Source organism: Thalassospira sp. MIT121401 (assembly GCF_047125595.1).
Classification (GTDB): Bacteria; Pseudomonadota; Alphaproteobacteria; order Rhodospirillales; family Thalassospiraceae; genus Thalassospira; species Thalassospira povalilytica.
The window spans coordinates 3,244,023-3,266,682 of the sequence record NZ_CP138926.1 but is presented as its reverse complement, the minus strand read 5'-3'; the positions used below and the strand labels follow the sequence as shown (position 1 = coordinate 3,266,682).

The 22,660-nt window shown below is 54.0% G+C and carries 20 protein-coding genes; 14 read left to right on the top strand and 6 right to left on the bottom strand.

Annotation, left to right across the window (positions count from 1 at the left end; translation table 11 throughout):
- Nucleotides 1–135 precede the first annotated feature (135 nt).
- The 6 genes from SIB88_RS15085 to pgmG all read left to right on the top strand — a co-directional run bounded on the left by SIB88_RS15085 (nt 136) and on the right by pgmG (nt 6,482).
- Complete coding sequence (locus SIB88_RS15085; RefSeq protein WP_068518573.1) at nt 136–1,035, top strand: division plane positioning ATPase MipZ; 900 nt, start codon at nt 136–138, stop codon at nt 1,033–1,035.
- Between the two features lie 67 nt (nt 1,036–1,102).
- Nucleotides 1,103–1,825, top strand: coding sequence for a VWA domain-containing protein (locus tag SIB88_RS15080; RefSeq protein ID WP_412558398.1), 723 nt, complete (start codon nt 1,103–1,105; stop codon nt 1,823–1,825).
- 125 nt (nt 1,826–1,950) lie between these two features.
- The gene (locus SIB88_RS15075) at nt 1,951–2,661 is read left to right on the top strand and encodes a molecular chaperone DnaJ (RefSeq protein ID WP_341651017.1); all 711 of its coding nucleotides are present in this window, start codon (nt 1,951–1,953) and stop codon (nt 2,659–2,661) included.
- Between the two features lie 112 nt (nt 2,662–2,773).
- Entirely contained in the window at nt 2,774–3,661 is an 888-nt protein-coding gene (gene galU / locus SIB88_RS15070) for a UTP--glucose-1-phosphate uridylyltransferase GalU (RefSeq protein ID WP_068518570.1), read from the top strand.
- Between the two features lie 80 nt (nt 3,662–3,741).
- On the top strand, nt 3,742–5,058 hold the full coding sequence (locus SIB88_RS15065) for a UDP-glucose dehydrogenase family protein (protein ID WP_101247680.1): 1,317 nt from the start codon (nt 3,742–3,744) through the stop codon (nt 5,056–5,058).
- 8 nt (nt 5,059–5,066) lie between these two features.
- The gene (gene pgmG, locus SIB88_RS15060; protein ID WP_412558397.1) at nt 5,067–6,482 is read left to right on the top strand and encodes a phosphoglucomutase/phosphomannomutase PgmG; all 1,416 of its coding nucleotides are present in this window, start codon (nt 5,067–5,069) and stop codon (nt 6,480–6,482) included.
- A gap of 123 nt (nt 6,483–6,605) precedes the next feature.
- Here pgmG and SIB88_RS15055 read toward each other — a convergent pair whose 3' ends face one another.
- Nucleotides 6,606–7,796 (bottom strand): D-alanyl-D-alanine carboxypeptidase family protein, encoded by a 1,191-nt coding sequence (locus SIB88_RS15055; RefSeq protein WP_228196562.1) that lies wholly within the window; start codon nt 7,794–7,796, stop codon nt 6,606–6,608.
- A gap of 331 nt (nt 7,797–8,127) precedes the next feature.
- Here SIB88_RS15055 and SIB88_RS15050 point away from each other — a divergent pair, with 331 nt between their 5' ends.
- Nucleotides 8,128–8,841: a hypothetical protein gene (locus tag SIB88_RS15050; protein ID WP_412558396.1), complete on the top strand. Its 714-nt coding sequence runs from the start codon at nt 8,128–8,130 to the stop codon at nt 8,839–8,841.
- A gap of 249 nt (nt 8,842–9,090) precedes the next feature.
- Here SIB88_RS15050 and SIB88_RS15045 read toward each other — a convergent pair whose 3' ends face one another.
- Complete coding sequence (locus SIB88_RS15045) at nt 9,091–10,023, bottom strand: hypothetical protein (RefSeq protein ID WP_412558395.1); 933 nt, start codon at nt 10,021–10,023, stop codon at nt 9,091–9,093.
- Between SIB88_RS15045 and SIB88_RS15040 the strand changes: the two genes are divergently transcribed.
- The 6 genes from SIB88_RS15040 to SIB88_RS15015 all read left to right on the top strand — a co-directional run bounded on the left by SIB88_RS15040 (nt 10,022) and on the right by SIB88_RS15015 (nt 16,962).
- Nucleotides 10,022–10,534, top strand: coding sequence for a phasin family protein (locus SIB88_RS15040; RefSeq protein ID WP_412558394.1), 513 nt, complete (start codon nt 10,022–10,024; stop codon nt 10,532–10,534). The genes SIB88_RS15045 and SIB88_RS15040 overlap by 2 nt on opposite strands.
- A 293-nt stretch (nt 10,535–10,827) precedes the next feature.
- Nucleotides 10,828–11,154, top strand: a complete 327-nt coding sequence (gene clpS, locus SIB88_RS15035; RefSeq protein ID WP_008890601.1) for an ATP-dependent Clp protease adapter ClpS — start codon at nt 10,828–10,830, stop codon at nt 11,152–11,154.
- Between the two features lie 3 nt (nt 11,155–11,157).
- Nucleotides 11,158–13,479: an ATP-dependent Clp protease ATP-binding subunit ClpA gene (gene clpA / locus SIB88_RS15030; protein ID WP_068518563.1), complete on the top strand. Its 2,322-nt coding sequence runs from the start codon at nt 11,158–11,160 to the stop codon at nt 13,477–13,479.
- A gap of 101 nt (nt 13,480–13,580) precedes the next feature.
- The gene (locus SIB88_RS15025; RefSeq protein ID WP_068518562.1) at nt 13,581–14,120 is read left to right on the top strand and encodes a hypothetical protein; all 540 of its coding nucleotides are present in this window, start codon (nt 13,581–13,583) and stop codon (nt 14,118–14,120) included.
- Between the two features lie 530 nt (nt 14,121–14,650).
- Nucleotides 14,651–15,268, top strand: a complete 618-nt coding sequence (locus SIB88_RS15020) for a hypothetical protein (RefSeq protein WP_068518560.1) — start codon at nt 14,651–14,653, stop codon at nt 15,266–15,268.
- A gap of 11 nt (nt 15,269–15,279) precedes the next feature.
- Nucleotides 15,280–16,962, top strand: coding sequence for a methyl-accepting chemotaxis protein (locus tag SIB88_RS15015; protein WP_068518559.1), 1,683 nt, complete (start codon nt 15,280–15,282; stop codon nt 16,960–16,962).
- A gap of 169 nt (nt 16,963–17,131) precedes the next feature.
- On the opposite strand, the gene SIB88_RS15010 is transcribed toward SIB88_RS15015, so the two are convergent.
- Entirely contained in the window at nt 17,132–18,292 is a 1,161-nt protein-coding gene (locus tag SIB88_RS15010; RefSeq protein ID WP_412558393.1) for a GNAT family N-acetyltransferase, read from the bottom strand.
- 172 nt (nt 18,293–18,464) lie between these two features.
- Here SIB88_RS15010 and serA point away from each other — a divergent pair, with 172 nt between their 5' ends.
- On the top strand, nt 18,465–19,775 hold the full coding sequence (gene serA, locus SIB88_RS15005) for a phosphoglycerate dehydrogenase (RefSeq protein ID WP_318271676.1): 1,311 nt from the start codon (nt 18,465–18,467) through the stop codon (nt 19,773–19,775).
- A 120-nt stretch (nt 19,776–19,895) separates the two neighbouring features.
- Here the strand turns inward: serA and SIB88_RS15000 are convergent, their stop codons facing one another.
- The 3 genes from SIB88_RS15000 to accC form a co-directional block, all read right to left on the bottom strand.
- On the bottom strand, nt 19,896–20,378 hold the full coding sequence (locus SIB88_RS15000; RefSeq protein ID WP_412558392.1) for an N-acetyltransferase family protein: 483 nt from the start codon (nt 20,376–20,378) through the stop codon (nt 19,896–19,898).
- A 59-nt stretch (nt 20,379–20,437) separates the two neighbouring features.
- Nucleotides 20,438–21,085 carry a leucyl/phenylalanyl-tRNA--protein transferase gene (aat, locus tag SIB88_RS14995; protein ID WP_068518555.1) on the bottom strand — a complete coding sequence of 216 codons (648 nt, stop codon included), beginning with the start codon at nt 21,083–21,085 and terminating at the stop codon, nt 20,438–20,440.
- Nucleotides 21,086–21,299: 214 nt separating this feature from the next.
- Entirely contained in the window at nt 21,300–22,649 is a 1,350-nt protein-coding gene (gene accC / locus SIB88_RS14990; protein WP_068518554.1) for an acetyl-CoA carboxylase biotin carboxylase subunit, read from the bottom strand.
- Nucleotides 22,650–22,660: the final 11 nt, after the last annotated feature.

Here is a 22,660-nt window from a genome sequence, read left to right as displayed (position 1 = left end):
ATTGGCTAGTGGTCAGTCGTTCGACATTGTCGAGATGAGTTTCTTTTACCTTGATTTTTACTGATAAAGTGGCTCATTGGGGTGATTGGTCATTGGGGACACAACCAATAAGCCTGAATAACGGAGCAGACATTCATGACGGTGCAAGAGACCAGCGCCAACGGGGACAGCGCAGGCCAACAGACTGCGACGGACAAACAACCGCAGTCCAACCGCGCCCATGTGATCGTGATCGGGAACGAAAAAGGGGGATCAGGCAAGTCGACCACGGCGATGCATCTGATTGTTTCCCTGATGAAGATGGGGTTCAAGGTTGGATCGCTTGATATCGATGCCCGTCAGGGGACCCTGACGCGTTATGTCGAAAACCGCACGGCATTCAACGAGAAAAAGCGTCTGAAGCTTCCGGTGCCCGATCATCGCCCGATCTATCGCAGCGAACTTCCTGATGCCAACGAGGCCAAGCTTGACGAACGCGAACGCTTTACGACCGCGTTGGGCGAAATGGTTCTGAGCTGCAATTTCGTGGTCATGGATTGCCCGGGTAGTGACAATTATCTGTCGCGTCTTGCCCATGCCTGTGCCGACACATTGATTACACCGATCAATGACAGCTTCATCGATCTGGACATGCTTGCGCGGATTGATCCGGACAGTCTGGCGATCAAGGGGCCCAGCATCTATGCCGAAATGGTGTGGGATGCGCGCAAACGCCGGGCGGCTATTGATGGCGGGACCATTGACTGGATCGTCATGCGCAACCGTTTGTCCCATCTTGATGCCCGTAACAAGCGCGATATCGCCGAAATTGTCGAAAAGCTTGCCGACCGCATCCGGTTCCGTCAGGCGCCGGGCTTCGGGGAACGTGTCATTTACCGCGAGCTGTTTCTCAAGGGGCTGACATTGCTGGACCTGCGGGAAAAAGGTGTCGGTATCCCGATGAGCATGTCCCATATGGCTGCCCGTCAGGAAGTGCGATCGTTGCTCGAAGTGATCGGCTTCAAACCGGCAGAGGGCGAAGAGTTGCCGATCTGACCACCTGCGGCCTATATCTTGATGGACCCGACACAGTCCAACCGACATATAAAGCAGGCAGGTCACCGTGAGCCGCAAAGATATTATCCCTGACACGTCAAGCAGCGGGGAAGTCGATGACTTCCTTAAGAATGCGCGTGATCTTGCTGTGCATGCACCGGCATCGGGTCCGTCGCAGGGGCGACTGATCTTTGCCATGGATGCAACTGCCAGCCGCCAGCCAAGCTGGGACCGGGCGGCGGAAATTCAGGCCGAAATGTTCGACGCGGTGGATGGCATCGGCGCACTTGATATTCAGCTTGTGTTCTTTCGCGGTCTGTCTGAATGCAAGGCAAGCGGGTGGTGTCGCAATGCCGGCACACTGCGCAACTACATTTCAAAGGTCAGCTGCCATGCCGGTCATACCCAGATCGAACGTGTACTTGCCCATGTCGAACGTGAAGCCGACACCCACAAAATAAATGCCCTGATTTATGTCGGTGACTGCATCGAAGAAAACCCGGACCATTTGGCGCCGATTGCCGGGCGTCTGGCGTTAAAGGGGGTAAAGGCCTTCATGTTCCAGGAAGGAAATGACCGCGATGCCAGTTTCGCCTTTGGTGAAATTGCCCGTATTACGGGTGGCGCCTTCATGCAGTTTGATGCGCATTCTGCTGCAAAGCTTCGCAAATTGCTTGGCGCGGTGGCAAGCTATGCGGTCGGCGGGCACGATGGTTTGTCTTTGTATCAGAAGAAAACCGGATCTGATGATGTCCTGATGCTTGGCCATCAATTGCGGAAACGTTCCTGATGCAGTGGGTTTTAATCGGCATTGCGGTCTTTGTTGCTGTCGGGTTTCTGATCCGCTGGCTGGCTGAGGCCGAGCCGAAAGATGTCCGCAAAATTGGTCTGTTCCTGATTGTAGGGCTTCTGGTCTTGCTTGCAATCTGGCTACTTTTGACCGGTAAAATTGCCGCAATGTCAGCAGCTTTGGCCGTAACAATGCCATTTTTGGTGCGGATGATGAAACTCGGTTTTTTATGGCCATTGTTTCGTCGGGTCTTTGCCCATTACCGGCGCCGGGCGCGTCCGGGACAGATGGGCGGAGGATCTGCCAGCACCGGTGGTGTTGGTGGAATATCTGAAATTCGCACGGAAATTTTGCATATGCTGCTTGATCTTGAAACCGGACAAATGAAGGGAACGGTGCTGACCGGATCCTTTGCCGGAAAAGATTTAGACAGCTTGGGGGTTGACGACCTGCAGTTGCTTTTTGTTGACTGTTGTCGTGCAACGGACCAAAGCCGGACGGTTCTGGAAGCCTATTTTGATCGTCGGCCCGATTGTTCGGGTTGGCGTGAATGGCCACAGAGAGATCATGGCGATCACGATGCGCATTTCAGGGGAAACGACCGCAACAATGGCAAAAGAAGCCAGGGCAATAACGAAAGTGCCAGCACGGCGGACATGACTGCAGATGAAGCTCGACGAATCCTTGGTGTGGGGGCCAATGCCACCCGCGCGGAAATTAATCGGGCTTACAAGATCCAGATCAAGGCGGTCCACCCCGATCATGGGGGATCAGACTATCTGGCTGCACAAATCAACACCGCGCGAAGCCTTTTGTTACGGCTATGTAAAGATTAGCGTGAATTATTGGTGCGCTCGCTTGATAGATGTTCTTGAAATGTGGCAGAAGCATATTTGCCTGTACTTTCTGAACGAAGGGGCGTGCAGCGGTTGAAAAGGGAAGTTGTGAATGTCGAGAAAGATCAAGAAGGCTGTTTTCCCGGTTGCAGGTATGGGAACCCGTTTTTTGCCAGCAACCAAGGCCATGCCCAAGGAAATGCTGCCGGTTGTTGATAAGCCCCTTATCCAATACGCTGTTGAAGAGGCCATCGCCGCAGGCATTGAAGAATTCATCTTTGTGACCGGTCGCGGTAAAACGGCAATTGAAGACCATTTTGACCGTTCCGCCGAACTCGAAGCCATTCTGACCGAACGCGGCAAAACCGACGCGCTGGAAACAGCACTTGCCATGATCCCGGAAAACGGTCGTGTGACCTATACCCGTCAGGGTAATCCGCTTGGTCTTGGTCATGCGGTTCTGTGTGCCAAGTCTCTGGTCGGGGACGAGCCGTTTGTGGTTCTTCTGGCAGATGACCTTATCCAGGCCAAAACGCCATGCATGAAGCAGATGGTCGAAAGTTATGGCCGGACCGGTGGCAACATGGTTGCCGTAATGGACGTGCCGCGCGAAGAAACCCAGCGCTATGGCGTTCTGGAAGTCGAAGGCACCAATGGCCGTCTGGTCAGCGCATGCGGCATGGTTGAAAAACCGAAACCCGAAGATGCGCCATCAACCTTGTCGGCAATCGGGCGCTATATCCTTGATCCGGGTATTTTCGAAGTTCTCGAAAACATCCCGCGCGGGGCTGGCAATGAAATCCAGCTTACCGACGCACTGGCAGCCATGATCGGTCACGTTCCGTTCTATGGATACCGTTTTGAGGGCCGTCGCTTTGATTGCGGCAACAAGATCGGCTTTCTTAAGGCGACCATGTCATTTGCGCTTGCGCGCGATGATATGCGCGACGATGTTCGCGAACTCATTCATGAATTCGCCGAAGGCGAAGCAGCAGAATAATTATTGAATTTCAACAAGAACTGACCGGAACGGGCAACAACTGTTTCGGTCAGTTCGTTCTAAATTGGGAATAAACATCCATGCGCGTAGCAATGATCGGGACCGGATATGTTGGACTTGTTTCCGGTGCCTGTTTCTCCGAGTTCGGTACAGACGTGGTTTGTGTCGACAAGGATGTGGAAAAAATCGCCCGTCTTGAAGACGGTATCATGCCAATCTACGAGCCCGGTCTGGATGTTCTGGTCGAAAATAACGTAAAAGCAGGGCGCCTGACTTTTACCACTGATCTTAAAGAAGGTGTGAAGGATGCTGATGCGGTGTTCATCGCCGTCGGGACTCCGACCCGTCGTGGTGATGGACATGCCGACCTGAGCTATGTTTATGCCGCGGCCGAAGAAATCGCCGAGGCAATGGACGGCTTTACCGTGATCGTTACCAAATCGACGGTGCCGGTCGGGACCGGACGTGAAGTGGAACGTATTATCCGGGAAAAACGCCCGGATGCCGATTTTGCCGTGGTGTCCAATCCGGAATTCCTGCGTGAAGGCTCGGCGATTGGCGATTTCATGCGCCCGGACCGCGTTGTCATCGGTACAAGTGACGAGCGGGCCCGCGAAGTCATGTCCGATCTTTATCGTCCACTGTATCTGATTGAAACGCCGATTGTTTTCACCACGCGTGAAACATCGGAAATGATCAAATACGCAGCCAACACTTTCTTGGCAGCCAAGATCACCTTCATCAACGAGATCGCCGATCTGTGTGAAAAAGTTGGTGCAGATGTGCATGACGTTGCGCGTGGCATCGGTCTTGATGGGCGTATCGGCAAGAAGTTCCTGCATCCTGGACCGGGCTATGGCGGGTCCTGCTTCCCGAAAGATACGCTGGCGCTGGTGCGTACCGCCCAGGAACATGGCAGCCCGCTGCGCATTATTGAAACTGTGGTCGATGTGAATGCAAAACGCAAAAAATCGATGGCAGATCGTGTAATCGCAGCATGTGGCGGTTCGGTTGAGGGCAAAACGATTGGCATCCTTGGTCTGGCGTTCAAGCCCAATACCGATGACATGCGTGACGCACCGAGCCTTGATATCATACCGGCGCTGACGGCTGCTGGTGCCAGGATCAAGGCATTCGATCCCGAAGCAATGGAAGAAGCGCAGAAGCTTCTGGACGGGATCGAATATTGCGATGGTGCGTATGACGCGATCGACGGCGCAGATGCGATGGTTGTCCTGACCGAGTGGAACGAATTCCGCGGTATGGACCTTGATCGTATCAAGGATGCGCTTGCGCACCCGATCGTTGTCGATCTTCGAAATGTTTATGATCCGACCGAAATGGCAGAAAACGGTTTCAGCTATTCCTGTGTCGGACGTGCAACTGTTGGAGGCTAATCCAAGCTATGACGAATTCCGCCGGATACAAGTTTGACAGTTCCGTTTTGCGTGAATACGACGTGCGTGGTGTGGTCGGACAGACCCTTCATGCTGCCGATGCGCATGCATTGGGCAAGGCTTTTGGGACCATGGTGCGCCGTTCCGGTGGCAAGCGCGTCGCCCTGGGACGGGATGGACGGTTAAGTTCCCCGGAACTTGCCGAAGCCCTGACAGAAGGGCTGCTTTCGACCGGTTGCGACGTTGTGCGTATCGGTCGCGGTCCGACCCCGATGCTGTATTTTACGGTTTATGACGAAAAAACCGATGCAGGCATCATGGTGACCGGGTCTCACAACCCGTCAAACTATAACGGGTTCAAGATGCTCAATGCCGGGAAGTCGGTTTTTGGTGACGCGATCCAGGAGCTGGGCAAAATTGCCGCGGCCGGTGATTTCGAAACCGGGCAGGGCACGGTAAGTGACATCGACGTCGAAGACCGTTTTGTTACGCGTCTTTTGGCGGAGCTTGATTGTGATGTGCCCAACCCGATGACGATCGTCTGGGATTGCGGCAATGGTGCTGCTGGTGATGTTGTGCGCAAATTGACCGCACAATTGCCGGGAACCCATCATCTGCTGTTTGACGAGGTCGATGGTACTTTCCCCAATCACCATCCGGACCCGACAGTCGAAGCCAATCTGGTTGATCTGAAGGCCGCCGTTGCCAAGCATAACGCGGACTGGGGTGTTGCCTTTGATGGTGACGGTGACCGGATCGGCGTGATTGATGGCAAGGGCAATGTTCTTTGGGGTGATCAGCTGTTGCAGATCTATGCGGCTGATGTGCTGGAACGCAAACCCGGTGCAGCGATCATTGCCGATGTCAAAGCCAGCCAGACCCTGTTTGACGAGGTAAACCGCCTTGGTGGCAATGCCATCATGTGGAAAACCGGTCATTCATTGATCAAGACAAAGATGATCGAGGCAAAAGCACCGATCGCCGGTGAAATGAGCGGGCATATCTTCTTTGCCGAACGCTATTACGGCTATGATGATGCAACTTATGCCGCCGTGCGTCTGTATCGCATTCTGGTCCAAAGCGGCAAAAGCTTGGCGGAATGGCGTGAAGCAATGCCGGTTGCGGTCAATACGCCCGAAACACGTATTGAATGCCCCGATGATCGCAAATTTGCCCTGATCGAAGAAGTACGTTCACGCCTGGCTGAAACCGGTGCCGAAGTCAGTGGCATTGACGGCGTTCGTGTCAGCACAGACGACGGCTGGTGGTTGCTGCGGGCGTCCAACACCCAGCCGGCAATTGTTGCGCGCTGTGAAGCGGGTGATGATGCCGGTCTCGCACGGCTTAAGGCCCAGGTCACCGACCAGCTGGTAAAAAGCGGACTGAAATCGGATGATTTCTTTGCGCCGGGTGCCGGGCACTAGGTTTCTGATCCAACCAAATATGCGATCAAGCCCTGATCTGAATGTTCGGGACTGCGATCCAAAAGAAAAAGGCTGTCAGGTAAATCTGACAGCCTTTTTTCGTATCAGGGGTTTGGTCGGAGCTTAGCCCGCGTCACCGGAATTGACCGGGATACAGGCAAGGTTTTCACGACGCAGGGCCGCACAGGCTGCCCGTGCTTCATTCTCGCCATCAAAACCAAGAAGACGCGCACGATAGACAACGCCGGTGCCACTGGCCTGTTGCTCAACCGCGGCACGGGTCAGGCGCAGGACATCTGGCGCGGTACGGGCGGCGGCAAGAACGGCTTCCTGGGCGCGGCGCTGATCGCTGAAGGCACCAACCTGGATTGCCCAGCCGCTATTGGTTTCCGGTTTCAGACGGGTCACAACGGTTTGGGTATCAATGCGGCCCGGTTCTTCGACTTCGCGCAATGTTTCACGCTTTGCCATCAGCAACTGTGCATCGGCAGGCAGAATTTTGTCTTCCGGGCTGATGCGGGGCCGGGGAACGCGAATTTCGCCTTCCTTGGTCAGTTCGACATAGGCGCGATCCAGAAGTTTCTTCATCTGGTCATCGCGGGTGCGGGCTGTGCGGCCGCCAAACACAACGCCAATCAACCGTTTTCCGTTCCGGTTGACCGATGCCACAAGGTTAAAGCCCGATGCGTTGATGTAGCCGGTCTTGATCCCGTCTGTCCCGTAATAGGACGCCAGAAGGTTGTTGTGGTTGCCATAGGTACGGTTGCCAAAACGGAACTTCTGGGTCGAGAAATAATGATAATAGCTGCCAAAATTCTTACGAAGCGCAACGGCAAGCGTGATCATGTCGCGTGCTGTTGTCATCTGCCCGCGATTGGGAAGGCCCGATGCATTGCGAAATGTCGTGCGCTTCATGCCAAGGCGGCGGGCCTCGGCGGTCATCATCTGGGCAAATTTGATTTCGGTGCCGCCAAGATGTTCTGCCACAACCACCGCAACGTCATTGGCCGATTTTGTTACCAGTGCGAGGATCGCGTCCTTGACCGTAATGGTCTCGCCAGGTTGAAGACCAAGCTTCGACGGGGCTTGGCCCCAGGCGCGTTTGGATACTTTCATCGGGGTTGAAAGTGATACCTTGCCATTATCAAGCGCGTCAAAAAGCATATAGAGCGTCATGATCTTGGTCAGTGACGCAGGGTACACTTTATGGTCTGCACGGTATTCATGAAGCACATCACCAGTGTCACCATCGATGACCATGGCGGTATAGGTTCGTGCGATGGCCTTGTTCGGGACAAGGGTCGCAGAAAGCATGATTGCTGTCAGACACAAAAACGCAGCCAAACAGGCACGCAAGAAACTGTTGCGTGTCACAAGCGGTGTCTTGGCCAACGCATTTGGCCCGGAAGGGGTCGTTAAACGCATTATTCGGGCTCGGCTTTCGGTAGTCCCCAAGAACTAAATAAGACCAGTTTCGCATCCCAGCCTTAAACAAATGTTTAAGAGCGTCAATTTTTCGGCTTTTCTAAACGCGGCCATTCTGTGACCATCTTTCTGCGCGAACGTCACTTTTATATCTCCTGATCGGCAAAAAATCGAGGATCGAATGGTTAAATTAATCGCCCCATTTCTCAATAAGATAGGTATGCGTCGCGCCGGTTTGAACAGTTTGGCTGTTTTGTCGGTTGCTGCAATCGGGCTTGCGGGTTGCTCCTATACGCAAAACAGCGACATCAGCAACCCGCTGGTCAGAAAGTCAGCCTGGTTTTCCTATCTGAACGCCGATGATCTGCGCACGGCATGTTCTGCTGGCGATGCAGAAGGACGGATTCGCATCATCTATAATGCGGATTATTACGACGAAGTACGCGTCTTCGAGCTTGATCCGCATGCCGGTAATCAGCAATTTGACCTGACAACTCGCGTTTTCGGCCCGGCACAGGTCAAGGAAATCAATGTCGAAATCAACGCGCCCCTTGGTGCGTTTGGCGGGGAACACGCAACCGATGTGATCGGGCGTGATGATTACATCGCGATCACCGATGCCCTGCAACAGGACGGATTCGGCACCCAGAAAGATCGCGACGGTATCCGGCTTTATTCCGATGACTATTACTGGGTCGCGCTTGGATGTTCATCGGGATATGTGACGCTTGCGACCTGGATGTCGGGTGTTGACGATCTGCGTGCACTCCAATTCCCGGAAGTTTTGACCGAGCTTTCAAGCATCGACCGCAAGTTGCTGGAACCGCCGGCAAAGGAAAATGCGCGGTCTCAATCCGCTGCACAGGTTCAAACCATTCAAAATAACGAGTCCGGGACATTTTATCGGACGGTGCGCGGAAACATGCTGCGCTAAGCCATAAAATTCAGAATGCGATCACGATGACGGGGATGTTTGGGAAAACGTCCCCGTTATTTTTTTGGTGAGCCCGGTGGGACAAGTGCGCGCAGTGCAAGCTGTTAGATGCTTGTTTGGTTTGTGCTTTTGATCGCCTGCAATTCGTCGGTCAGGTGTGATGTGCTGATTTTATCAGGGCAGCTGTGCTTTGCGTCGCGGTTTTGTCACCAAACTGTTCTTGACCTTTGTGGGTAATTCCATCTAGGGTTATGTTGCAATGCAACATGAATTTGGGGCATCTGCCCCGGCAAGAACGAGGTTAGAAGCAATGGCTGTTTCAAAACAAAAGACCTCTGCGAGATCTGGCAAAAAGGTCTCGGCTGCTGCCAAGGCGGCACCTGCTGCGTCGGGCAGCGCCAAAAAATCCACAACTGTTTCAAAGCCAGCGGTGGCGTCTGAGGGTGCCGTAAAGCGTGTCGTGATGACGTCATCTGAAATCGAAGCGGCCGCAAAGCAGGCTGACGCAAAGCCTGCTGTTTCAAAATCAGAGGTGACTGCAAGCACGTCATCAGATTCCTCGTCTGCGTCCCCCGCCGCGACCCCGGAAAAGCCGGTGGCAGAGGCATCAAAAACGCCATCCGAAGCCGAAATATCCGGTTCGGAAAAAGCCGCAGAACCTGCAAAAGCGCCGGTGGTGAAAAATACGGCGGCACAACCGGCGACTCCATCCTCAAAACAGAGTGAGGTCCCTAAACAGACCAAGCCGGTGGCATCCCCGGCGTCGAAAAAGTCGGCGTCGGCTAATGTGAAGAAGCCGAAAAAGTCTGCTTCATCCGCCACGCCATCCCCATCCGCGTCAGCAAAACCCGGGGCAGAGGCAAAACCGCGATCGGTTGCCAAGGCCCCCGAACAGTCAAGCGCGCCAGTTACCTCTTCTGATACTGAAAGGGCGAGTACCGTGAGTACGACAAGCAAGTTTGCGCCAGCAGCCAAAAAAGCCACTTCCTCCGCAGCCCCGAAAAAAGCAGCAGCCCCCAAAAAGGCCGCTGCCGCGGTCGCAGCAAAGCCTGCCAGCAAGCCTGTTGCAAAACCAGCAGCCCCTAAAATCGTGGCAGCACCAACCGATACCGCCAAAGCCGCAGCAACGCCTGCGCCATCAGCGAAAAATGATGATGTGTTCGGTTTTGGTGCGATGTTCATGGATCAGGATGCCATGGAAAGCTATCTCGCCCTGTGGAAGGCACCAGAAATGGATGCCATCATGACCGCAGGAAGCGATGCGATCGAGGAAAGCATTTCTGTCGCCAACGAAGCATTCAGCAAGCTTTTCGATACCATGACCGGTCAGTCGGACGTGTTTTCCGGTGCAGGATCGCGCATGGCGGCCCAGTGCGAAGAAATCATCGAAGCACAACAGAAAAACATTGGCGAGGCATTGCAGGCGTCCATGGCCCTGTTTGAAAAGACCGGGGGGATCGGAACGGAACTTGCCGGATGGATGCAGCGTGAAATCGAAGCATCACAAGCCGATATCGACGCCCTGGCCAAGGCCGAAAGCCTGTCTGATATTCAGGATTTGCAGGCAAAAATCCTTAAGCGTTATGTCGATAGCAGCGTTGCCGAAACCGAAAAGGTTCAGGAAATCATGTTTGCGGCCATGACCGACAGCATCACCGCAATGTCAAAAGCAGCAAATGCCGTGATGAAATGATCCCAAAACGTTCGGGTTTCCGTATTCTGCAATGAAGATCAAGGCGGGCATGACATCGCGTCATGCCCGTTTTCTTTTGGGCTTGCGTGATTTGTCGCCGTTTTCGGGCCGTGCCGACAGCCGGGTTTGCATGAAGTTTATCGGGTGATCTTGCAGCGTGTCATTCTCAGCCTAAATGAATTGAAGATAGACGATAATTTAGTGACACGATTTTAAGCTGCGGCCTTTGAAAGAGCCTGGCAATGACCTATCATGAAGTTCATGCAGGAAATAAGGGTTCCGGTAAGTAGACGATGACTGAACAGGATAATGACGGCACTGATCTGCCAAACACGGGGATCGTAACAAAGACACGGCCCAAGACGAAAAAGCCGTCCATGTACAAGGTGCTGTTGCTAAACGACGATTACACTCCGATGGAGTTCGTTGTGCACGTGTTGGAACGGTTTTTCGAGAAAGGCCGGGAAGAGGCCACCGAAATCATGCTTCAGGTTCACCGCAAGGGCGTTGGAGTATGTGGTGTGTTTACGTACGAAATTGCGGAGACCAAGGTTAACCAGGTCATGGATCTGGCCCGCCAGAATCAGCATCCGCTGCAGTGTACCTTAGAGAAGGAGTGACATATGCTATCGCGCAATCTTGAAGAAAGCCTGCATCGTGCGCTCGCATATGCGTCGGAGCGCCGCCACGAATATGCCACTCTAGAACATCTTCTTCTGTCTCTGACCGAAGATCAGGATGCGCTCGCCGTGCTCAAGGCATGCCGGGTCGATATTGATCGCTTGCGCTCAGACCTTCTGGAATTCGCAGACAGCGAACTTTCCGGCCTGATCAGCGCCCGGCTGATCGACCCGAAACCGACTGCCGGGTTCCAGCGCGTTATCCAGAGGGCAGCCATTCATGTCCAGTCATCCGGGCGCGAGGAAGTAACCGGTGCAAACGTGCTGGTCGCCTTGTTCTCGGAACGGGAATCGCACGCGGTTTATTACCTGCAGCTTCAGGATATGACCCGTCTTGATGCGGTGAATTACATTTCCCACGGCATTGCCAAGGCGTCCGAGCTTAATGAACGTCGCATCCCGCGCGGTGCGGATGAAGAGCCGGTTGCCGGTATGCCGCCAGAAGGCGACGACAGCAGCCCGGCCGAGGGTGAAGCTCTTAAGGCGTATTGCGTCAACCTGAATGTCAAAGCCCAGAAGGGCAAGATTGACCCGTTGATCGGTCGCCAAAGCGAGATCGAGCGCACCATTCAGGTCCTGTGCCGTCGTACCAAAAACAACCCGCTTTATGTGGGCGACCCGGGTGTTGGCAAAACCGCCATCGCCGAGGGGCTGGCGCGTCGGATCAATGATGGTGATGTGCCCGAAGTTCTGGCGGATGCCACGATCTTTGCTCTTGATATGGGCGCGTTGCTGGCCGGGACCCGGTATCGCGGGGACTTTGAGGAACGCCTGAAAGCGGTCGTCAAGGAACTCGAAGAATACGAAGGTGCGGTCCTGTTCATCGATGAAATCCACACCGTGATCGGTGCCGGGGCAACATCGGGCGGGGCAATGGATGCGTCCAACTTGCTCAAGCCGGCCTTGGCCAGCGGTTCGCTGCGCTGCATCGGGTCGACGACCTACAAGGAATTCCGTGGTCATTTTGAAAAGGACCGCGCCCTTGTTCGTCGTTTCCAGAAAATCGATGTCGAAGAACCTTCCGAAGAAGATACCGTCAAGATCCTCAAGGGGCTGAAGCCCTATTACGAGGATCATCACAAGGTCAAATACACCAACGAAGCCCTGCGTTCGGCGGTGGAACTGGCATCACGCTATATCAATGACCGCAAGCGTCCTGATAGTGCGATTGATGTGATCGATGAGGTCGGTGCATCGCGGATGTTGATGGCACCAAGCAAGCGCAAGCGCACGGTGGGTAAGCGCGACGTCGAAGAAATCGTTGCGAAAATTGCCCGCATCCCGCCAAAATCGGTTTCGACCGATGACCGCAAGGCATTGGCAAATCTTGAACGTGATTTGAAAACTGTTGTCTTTGGCCAGGATAAGGCGATCGAGGCGGTGGCAAGCGCGATCAAGCTTGCGCGTGCGGGCTTGCGCGAACCTGAAAAACCGATTGGCAGCTATCTGTTCTCGGGGCCGACCGGGGTTGGCAAGACCGAAGTCACCAAACAGCTGGCAACTGTCATGGGGATTGAATTCATCCGCTTTGACATGTCGGAATATATGGAACGACACAGTGTGTCGCGCCTGATCGGTGCACCGCCGGGCTATGTCGGGTTTGATCAGGGCGGTCTTCTGACCGATGCTGTTGATCAGCACCCGCATGCGGTGGTGCTGCTTGATGAAATTGAAAAGGCCCACCCGGACCTGTTCAACATCCTGCTTCAGGTCATGGATCACGGCAAACTGACGGACAATAACGGCAAAACCGTTGATTTCCGCAATGTCGTTCTGGTCATGACCACCAATGCCGGCGCATCGGACATGGCCAAGCCGCCCATCGGCTTCAAGCGCGAAATGCGGATCGGCGAAGATGAAGAGGCGATCAAGCGCACCTTCTCGCCGGAATTCCGTAACCGTCTGGATGCGGTTATTCCGTTCGCCAATCTGCAGCCCGAAGTGGTCAAGATGGTGGTCGACAAATTCATCCTACAGCTTGAAGTCCAGCTTGCGGATCGGAATGTGTCGATCGAACTAACCGAAGCCGCAAGAAGCTGGCTGGCGGAACGTGGCTATGATGTTGCCTTTGGTGCGCGTCCGTTGGGTCGTGTGATCCAGGAGCATGTCAAAAAGCCGCTGGCCGAGGAGCTTCTGTTTGGCAAGCTGTCCAAAGGCGGGGCAGTGCTTGTCGATATTGAAGACGATGCGGTCATCTTCCGCTATCCGGAAGATGGCGATGACAAGAAACACGTCAAAAAGAACCCGGAAATGGTTGAAGGGTAAAACGACACCCGGACTTGGTGTGTTGTTAATCATTGGCGGTTAAATTGTGCCCGGGATGTTGGTTCCCGGGCACAATTTTAAAATAAGAACGCCAGAACACGATGAGCCAGGCTGCACAAAGAAAATATCGAACAGAGGTCGAGGAATTCCTTTCCCGGCTGGAATTGCGTGCGCGCAAGCTGATTGCGTTGGCCGACAATCTGGAAAAAACCACCGACAAGATGGATGTTACCGGGTATCGACCCTTCCGCGAGGAGGTCGATAACTTCAAGGCTTTGTCGCTGGTGATCAAAGAGCGGATGAACAAGCTTGAGTCGCATCCGAAAAAAGAAGAACTGGAGGGCCAGTTTCATAAGCTTCAGGTCCTGATGCTGCGTCTGGTGATCAAGACCAGTCTGAAGTTCTTCTTTGTCATGAGTGCCAAGGAAAACCTGCCGCTTGGCGCGCGCGAAATGTTTCAGAGCGAGTTGCGCACTTTATACGAGGCAGAACGCATGATCTCTGATCCGCGCTATATCAGTCAGCTTGATGAATCCGCGCGCGATGATCTGGAAACGGCCAAATCCATTCTTGAAGAAATCATTGAAAAAGCACCGGCCTTGCTGAATTTCGGGGCGCAGAAGAAAAAGCGCCGCCGCTGATTGCCCGGTGAAAGTCGGACCTGTTGCGTGTTTTGGAATTGCAATTTGCAAAATGCAAAGATTGATTGTTGCATTTTGCAATCTTTGCATTTTGAAATGCAAAGATCATTTAAACCTGTTCAGATGGTCAGGTTCGGTTTCGATGAAAAATCCCTAAAAATTGCGATTTTTCACGGATTTAAAAAGTTGGCACGCTTCCTGCTTATGTCATGTCGGACAGTTGTTCTTTGCAGGGGCGCGTTTCGCGCCTGGAACAACGTAATCTTCTGCAGTTTGCTCGTGTCCCAACCAAACTCAGCGGCGGTTTTTCCGCCGCTTTTTTCTTTCCCGGATTTCAAAAGCTTGTAACTGGTACTCTTGTCGATGTGCCCGCAATCCACATATTGAATCGTGTGGAAGTCTACCCGTGCGCTTCCGCTAATGCCTTGTTTCTAACAAAAAGTTGTATGGATGCTTTTCCTTTGGTATAAATACCTATACTTTTAGTTAGTGCTTTCTTGGCTGCAAACAAAGCTGTGGGAGGGAAACCGATGAAGTCTACGAGAAGTATGGTCCTGACAGGGATACTTGCGGCAGCGATATTTGCTGTGCCGCAGGCTGCCATGGCCAAGGCAGAGCTGCCAGGCAATCCGAATGATCTGATTACAGATGCGCTTATCAAGGATATCCGGGGATGGTTGGCAAACCCGGTCGTGGCTTTGTCGATCAATTCCCAGAACCGTCTGCGAAAAGACATGACGCAGGATCAGATTGACGCCGCGGACAAACAATGGCGCGCCGAACGCGAAGCCGATGATCAGCCCCTTGTGGCGGCAATTCTTACCAATCCGCTTTCCAGTTACCTGACCCAGGTGCAGGCCCGTTCCGGCGGTCTTTATGCCGAAATTTTCGTCATGGATGCGGTCGGACTGAATGTCGGACAGAGTTCGATCACGTCGGACTTCTGGCAGGGCGACGAGGGCAAGTTCCAGAATACTTTCCCCAAGGGGCCCAATGCCGTCTTTATCGACGAAGCAGAATATAACGAAGAGTCTGATTCCTGGCGTTCCCAGCTCAACATGACCATGAGCGACGAAAACCAGCAGGCGATTGGCGCTGTGACCATTGAGGTCAATTTGAATGAACTCGTGCGGCGCGGCAGTCAGTAGGGAGAAACGCCATGAATTTCTTTAAGGATCTTTCCATCCCCGCCAAACTGACAACCTGTTTTGCGATCATGATTGCCGTGATCCTGATGGTTGCCGCCGCGGGCATGTTTGCGACCATGCAGGTCAAAAACGCCAATGAACAGCGCGATTATCTTTCCACCTTTGAACGTGATTATCGCAACCTTGACCGCGCCTATCTGATGGCCCGCCAGGAACTGATCTATTTCCTGACCACCGGCGACCGCGAAGGGTTGCTCAGCTATCAGAAGTCGCTTGAGGAAATCGACACCCGCACCGACGTGCTTAAGGGTTATAGCTCGATCAATGCCGATATCGCGACCTTGATCGAGGAAATGGATGGCGCAATTGACCGCTGGGAAGAGATTGCCGGCGAACAGGCGAAGCTGATGCGTCACTATCTGACGGTGAACCATGCTCGCGCGATCGAAGCATCGGGTGAACCGCGTGAACTGTCCGATCGCGTCAGCATGATTGCCGGTGATCTGGCCAAGGCGATTGACCAGCTTGTGCTTGATGTCGAAAGCAAGGTCGATCAGGCCATGCAGATTTTCCAGGTTACACTGGGTGTCGGTGTTGTGCTGCTGATTGCGATGGCCGCCTTGTTCGGTGGGACGCTGTCGCGGATGATTGCAACGCCAATCCGCAAAATGACCGAAGCCATGGGCAGTCTTGCATCGGGCAACCTCGATATCGAAACGCTTGATATGAAGCGCAATGACGAGGTCGGTGCAATGGCCAAGTCGCTTGAAGTCTTCAAGGAGAATGCCCGCGAACGTGCCCGCATGGCCGAACAGGAAAAAGTCGAAGCCGAACGCCAGGTCGCCCGCACCAAGAAAATGGGTGTCCTGACCAAAGGATTTGACGAAAAAATTCAGGATGTCCTGAGTTCGGTGAATGCGGCCCTTGATGAAGTCCGTTCTGCATCCGAAATCCTGACGTCACATGCGGTTCGGGCCAATCAGGATGCCCAGAACGTGGCCGAACAGGCCGAAGAATCATCCACCAATATCGAAACGGTGGCATCGGCAACCGCACAGCTTTCGGCGTCGATTTCGGAAATCTCGTCGCAGATTGCCCGGGTTACCGAAATCACCCAGATTGCGGTCGGTGAAACCGAACGGACCAATGAACGGGTGGAAAAACTCAACGAAGCCGCCCAAAGTGTTGGTGAAGTCGTCAATCTGATCAGTGACATCGCCGATCAGACCAACCTTCTGGCCCTGAACGCAACGATTGAATCGGCGCGCGCCGGCGAGGCGGGCAAAGGCTTTGCCGTTGTGGCGGGCGAAGTCAAAAACCTGGCATCCCAGACCGTCAAGGCGACCGAGCAAATCACGGCAAAGATCGTTGAAATGCAAAGTGAATCCGGTGCCGCGGCCGAAGCCGTGCGCGGATTTGCCGACACGATCCAGAAGATCGACGAACTGATGTCGGTTGTCGCCAGTGCCGTCGAAGAGCAGGGGGCCGCGACCGAGGAAATCTCGCGCAGTGTCGAAGGTGCTGCAAACGGCAATATCGCCATTTCCAACGCGGTTAAAAGCGTTGCAGTGGCGACCACGGAAAGCGGTGATTTGTCGAACGGACAGCTCGACAGTGTTGGCAAACTTGCCGCTGCCAACGATGAGTTGCGCACACATGTCAACGGCTTCCTGGACGATGTCCGGACTGTCTAGGCCTGCTTGAAAATGATCATTCAAAAGGCGCAAGGGCAACCTTGCGCCTTTTTCGTTTTGGCGTTTCTGCTCTTGGCGGCATGCTTATGCCCGCGGGGATTGGTCCGCGTGATTTGGGAAGCGTGATTTAATCAGCGCGAATTAGTCGGCGTGAATTAGCCGGCGTCAATTAGTCGGGGGCCTGAACCTTGCGATAGGGGCTATGTTCGGCAAGGATATAGTCCCGGTCCTGCGCGATATGGGTTTGTTCCTGTCTCAGGAACTGCGCGACAGCGCGCCGAAGCCCCGGATCGGCAATCAGATGTGCCGAGTGGGTAATGACCGGCTCATAGCCGCGCTGGATTTTATGTTCACCCTGTGCGCCGGCCTCCACCGTTTTAAGGCCATGGGCAATGGCGATATCGATTGCCTGATAATAGCAGGTCTCGAAATGCAGAAGCGGCGTGCGGTCGATCGTGCCCCAGTTGCGGCCATAAAGCGTATCGTTGCCAATCAGATTAAGTGCACCGGCAACCATTTCATCATCGCGAAAAGCCGCCACCAGAACCGTGCGGTCGCGCAATCTTTCATGCAGAAGATCAAAAAACGTCCGGGTCAGATAGGCCTGTCCCCATTTGCGATCGGATGTATCGCGATAGAAATGGTAAAACCGGTCCCAGTGATGGGGTTTAAGATCATCACCGCGAAGTGATTCAAACCGGTATCCGGCTTCAAGAACCTGCTTGCGTTCCTTGCGCAGGTTCTTGCGTTTGCGCGAATTCAGTGCGGCAAGAAAGTCATCAAAATTCTGATAGTCGCGATTATGCCAGTGATACTGGATGCCGCTGCGTCGCAGGAAACCTGCGTCTTCCATCAGGCGGCTTTCATCATCGTGACAAAACGTCACATGCAGGGTCGCCATGCCAAGCTTTTCGGGCAGCATTGCCAACCCGTCAATCAGGATGCGCCGTACGGAATCCGGATCGGGATGGTCATTGGCTACCAGCAATCTAGGCCCCGGAACCGGGGAAAACGGCACGGCTGATTGCAGTTTGGGATAATATTTCCCGCCCGCCCGTTCATAGGCCTCGGCCCAGCTCCAGTCGAACACATATTCGCCGTAAGAATGGGCTTTGATATAAAGCGGCACAATGCCGATCGCCCGGCCTGCTTCATCATTCAATACCAGATGAAACGGCTGCCAGCCGGTTTGCGCATTTGTTGATGCGCTGTCTTCCATCGCCGACAAAAAGGCAAAGCTGACAAACGGATTGTCCGTACCAGCACATTTATCCCACTGGGCTTGGCCGATGGTGTGGATATCGGTGACGGTTTTGATTTCGGCAGGCAATTCTTTATCCCCTGATCAGGCTGTCATGCGGTTGGTGACCCGTGCGGGTCTTTGTTTTTGTACGCATTAGCCGGTATATGCGTTCAGAAGATAGGGGCAATGCACATTTACGCAAGGGAAAGCCTTTGACGGACGCGCTTCAAGGCCCTATTTCATTGGTCCACGGGCCGTTATGGAACGGCCTGATAAACGGCTCGGGGATTATCCCGTGTCGCCCTCGCGAAGAAAAGGATGGTGCGCCGTGAACAGCAAACTTTCGTTGGAGAAGGACAAGATCAAGATCGTCCTGCTCGAAGGTATCCATGAAAACGCTGTAAAGATGTTCAAAGAGGCCGGCTACTCTAATGTCGACCATTACCCTGCTGCGCTCGACGCAGACGAACTGAAGTCCGTCGTCTCCGATGCGCACTTCCTGGGCATCCGTTCCCGCACCAAACTGACCGAAGAAATCATCGATTCCGCCTCCAAGCTGACCTCGATCGGCTGTTTCTGTATCGGCACCAACCAGGTTGACCTGACTGCTGCTGCGATGCGCGGTATTCCGGTCTTCAATGCGCCGTATTCGAACACCCGTTCGGTGGCAGAACTCGTTCTGGGCCAGATCATCATGCTGCTGCGTGGTATCCCGCAGCGCAACGCGGCGGCTCATAACGGTGGCTGGCTTAAAAACGCCAAGGGATCGTTCGAAGCCCGCGGCAAGACGCTTGGTATTATCGGCTATGGCCATATCGGGTCGCAGCTGTCGGTTCTGGCCGAATCACTTGGCATGAACGTCATTTATTTTGACGTGATCAACAAACTTGCCATGGGCAATGCGACGGCCTGTGCATCGATGGACGAACTGCTGGCGAAATCCGATGTGGTGTCGCTTCATGTTCCGGCAAATGAGCAGACCAAAAACATGATCACGGCGACTGAGATCGCCAAAATGAAAAAGGGCGCGCACCTGATCAACGCGGCACGTGGCAACGTGATCGTGATCGAAGATCTGGCGGCTGCTCTTGAAAGCGGTCATCTGGCGGGTGCGGCACTTGACGTGTTCCCGGTTGAACCGGCTGGCAAGGACGAAGAATTCGAAAGCCCGCTGCGTGGTATGGATAACGTCATCCTGACCCCGCATATCGGTGGCTCCACCCAGGAAGCACAGGAAAATATCGGGATCGAAGTGGCCGACAAGCTGATCACGTATTCCGATAACGGTTCGACCCTTGGCGCGGTCAACTTCCCGGAAGTATCGCTTCCGGTCAAGGATCGTTCCCACACCCGTTTCCTGCATATTCACCGCAACGTTCCGGGCGTGCTGTTGAAAATCAACGATGTCTTTGCATCGCGTGGCATCAATATCAGCGGCCAGTATCTGCGTTCTGAAGGCGGCGTTGGCTATGTCGTCGTCGAAGTTGACGAGGAAATCAAACCGGGTGCCGGCGTGCGCAAGGAACTTGCTGCCATCGACGGTACGCTGCGCGTGCGTTTCCTGTTCTGATCAGGTTCTGATCGGGCATCGATCAGATTTCAAACAAAAGGGGCGGGTGCCATATGGTGCCCGCCCTTTTTCTGTCTTGGGAAAACTCCCGGGGAAATTTCAATCTGAACAGAACCTGCTCTAGAGTTTGCGATACATCACCAATGCATCGGTTTCGCCAAGGGTCGGGTGCATGAAGGCACCGGGCAGACGGCCGACAATTTCAAAGCCGAGTTTCGGCCATAAATGAACAGCCGCCGCGTTGCTGGCGATGACGAAATTGAATTGCATGGCGCGATAGCCAAGCTCCTTGGCGCGGGCAAGCGAATCCTCGCACATGCGGCGCGCGATGCCGCGGCCGCTGGCCTTCGGGGATGTCATATAGCCGCAATTACAGACATGCGATCCGCCGCCGCCCTGATTTTGCCGGATGTAATAGGTGCCAACAACATTGCCGTCTTCTTCGGCGACCAGCGTCACCTTGTCCGGGGCCATCCAGTATTTGATGACGTCATCGTCGCTCAGATCACTGTCGATGGCATAGGTTTCCCCGGACCGTAATGTCGGGGCGACGATATCAAGAATGGCGGGGATGTCTTGCTCGGTTGCGAGGCGGATATTCATCTGATGGCTCGTTCGGTGGCGTGGTGGGCGGGTAAATCCGGAACCGCTGGGTTCTGACCCTAACTATCGCCGCCCGAAAGCGTTTGTTCAAGAAATTCCGGTTCGACCTCGAACGGAAGATTTGCGCGTCCGGCCAATGCCTTGGCCAGTTCATTGCGATATCGTTCGCGCGGGATTTCCAGAACGCCAAACTGTTTGAGATGATCATTCACAAACTGCGTATCCAGAAGGCTGAAGCCCCCCTGGCGCATCAGGGCAACCAGATGAACCAGGGCGACCTTTGATGCATTGGTGGCACGCGAAAACATGCTTTCGCCAAAGAATGCCTTGCCAAGGCTGACGCCATAAAGCCCGCCGACCAGTTCGCCATCTTTCCAGGCCTCGATCGAATGGGCACAGCCCATCTTGTGAAGCGCGCAATAGGCTTCAAGGATATTGTCATTGATCCAGGTATCGTCGCGGGTATCGGTCTGTTCGGCACATGCACGGATAACGTCGGGAAAGGCGCGGTCGACATGGATTTTATAGATGCCTTTGCGCACGGCCTTTTTCAGGCTGCGCGGGACGTGGAAGCCCTCAAGCGGCAATACACCCCGCCATTCCGGGTCGATCCAGTAAAGGGTTGGATCATCATGACTTTCAGCCATGGGAAACAGACCGACGGAATAGGCGCGGATCAACAGATCAGGGGTCAGCTGGTTCGACATGATCGCAGTGATAATTGTTTTTGTCCTGTCTATCTGACGTCAAAATACATATGAGAACGCCGTCATTTCAGACAAGGTGTCATATCAAACATGACGGGATCCATGGTCAAGTTTATCGGCGCAAGATTAATTATTTAATGCCGGGTGATCTGAAATCGCGCCATAAAAAAACGGGAACCCGAAGGTTCCCGTTTGATGCTTGTATCCGGATCGATCACAGAGTTTTCTTCATGCCCATGAACTTTTCCAGCCAGTGGATGTCATAATCCCCTTTCTGGATGTCCGGGTTCGCCAGAAGCGTCTGGTGCAGCGGAATGGTGGTTTTGATACCGCCAATCGCATATTCGGCCAGTGCACGGCGCAGGCGCATCATGCATTCTTCACGATCACGGCCATGTACGATCAGCTTGGCAATCATGCTGTCGTAATAGGGCGGGATCGAATAGCCGGTATAGATACCGCTATCGACGCGCACGCCAAGGCCGCCCGGTGCGTGATATTCCTTGATCTTGCCCGGCGACGGGACAAAGGTCTTGGGATCTTCTGCGTTGATACGGCATTCAATGGCATGACCATGAATTTCAAGGTCTTCCTGCTTGAATGACAGTTCAAGACCTGCTGCAACGCGGATCTGTTCACGCACAAGGTCAACACCGGAAATCATTTCCGTCACCGGGTGTTCCACCTGAAGACGGGTGTTCATTTCGATGAAATAGAACTCGCCATTTTCATACAGGAACTCGATCGTGCCGGCATTGCGATAGCCCATGCCGATCATGGCATTGGCAACGGTCGAACCGATGCGTTCACGTTCTTCCGGTGTCAGGGTCGGAGACGGTGCTTCTTCAAGAACCTTCTGGTGACGACGCTGCAAGGAGCAATCACGTTCAAACAGGTGAACGGCGTTACCGTGGCTGTCGCCGATGACCTGCAATTCGATGTGGCGCGGCTTGCCCAGATATTTTTCCATATAAACTGCAGCATTGCCGAAGTTCTGCAATGCTTCCTTACGGGTCATGGAAAATGCTTCGGCAAGGTCTTCTTCGCGTTCAACGACTTTCATGCCGCGACCGCCGCCGCCACCCGATGCCTTGATCAGGACCGGATAACCGATTTCCTTGGCGCATTTGCGGGCTTCGTCAACGGTGGCAATTTCGCCATCGGAACCCGGAACGCACGGAATGCCAAGTTTTTCGGCCGTCTGCTTTGCGGTGATCTTATCGCCCATCATGCGGATATGTTCCGCGGTCGGGCCGATAAAGACAAAGCCGTGTTCTTCGACCATAGCTGCGAAATCGGCATTTTCCGACAGGAAGCCATACCCCGGATGGATGGCTTCGGCGCCGGTGATTTCAGCTGCCGACAGGATGGCCGGAATATTCAGATAGCTGTCTTTGGATGCTGCCGGGCCGATGCAGACCGATTCGTCGGCCAGACGCACATGCATGGCGTCCGCATCGGCGGTGGAATGCACCGCGACAGTTTTGATGCCCATTTCACGGCAGGCGCGCTGAATACGAAGCGCGATTTCGCCGCGGTTGGCAATCAGGATTTTGTCGAACATGCGGTTCTTAC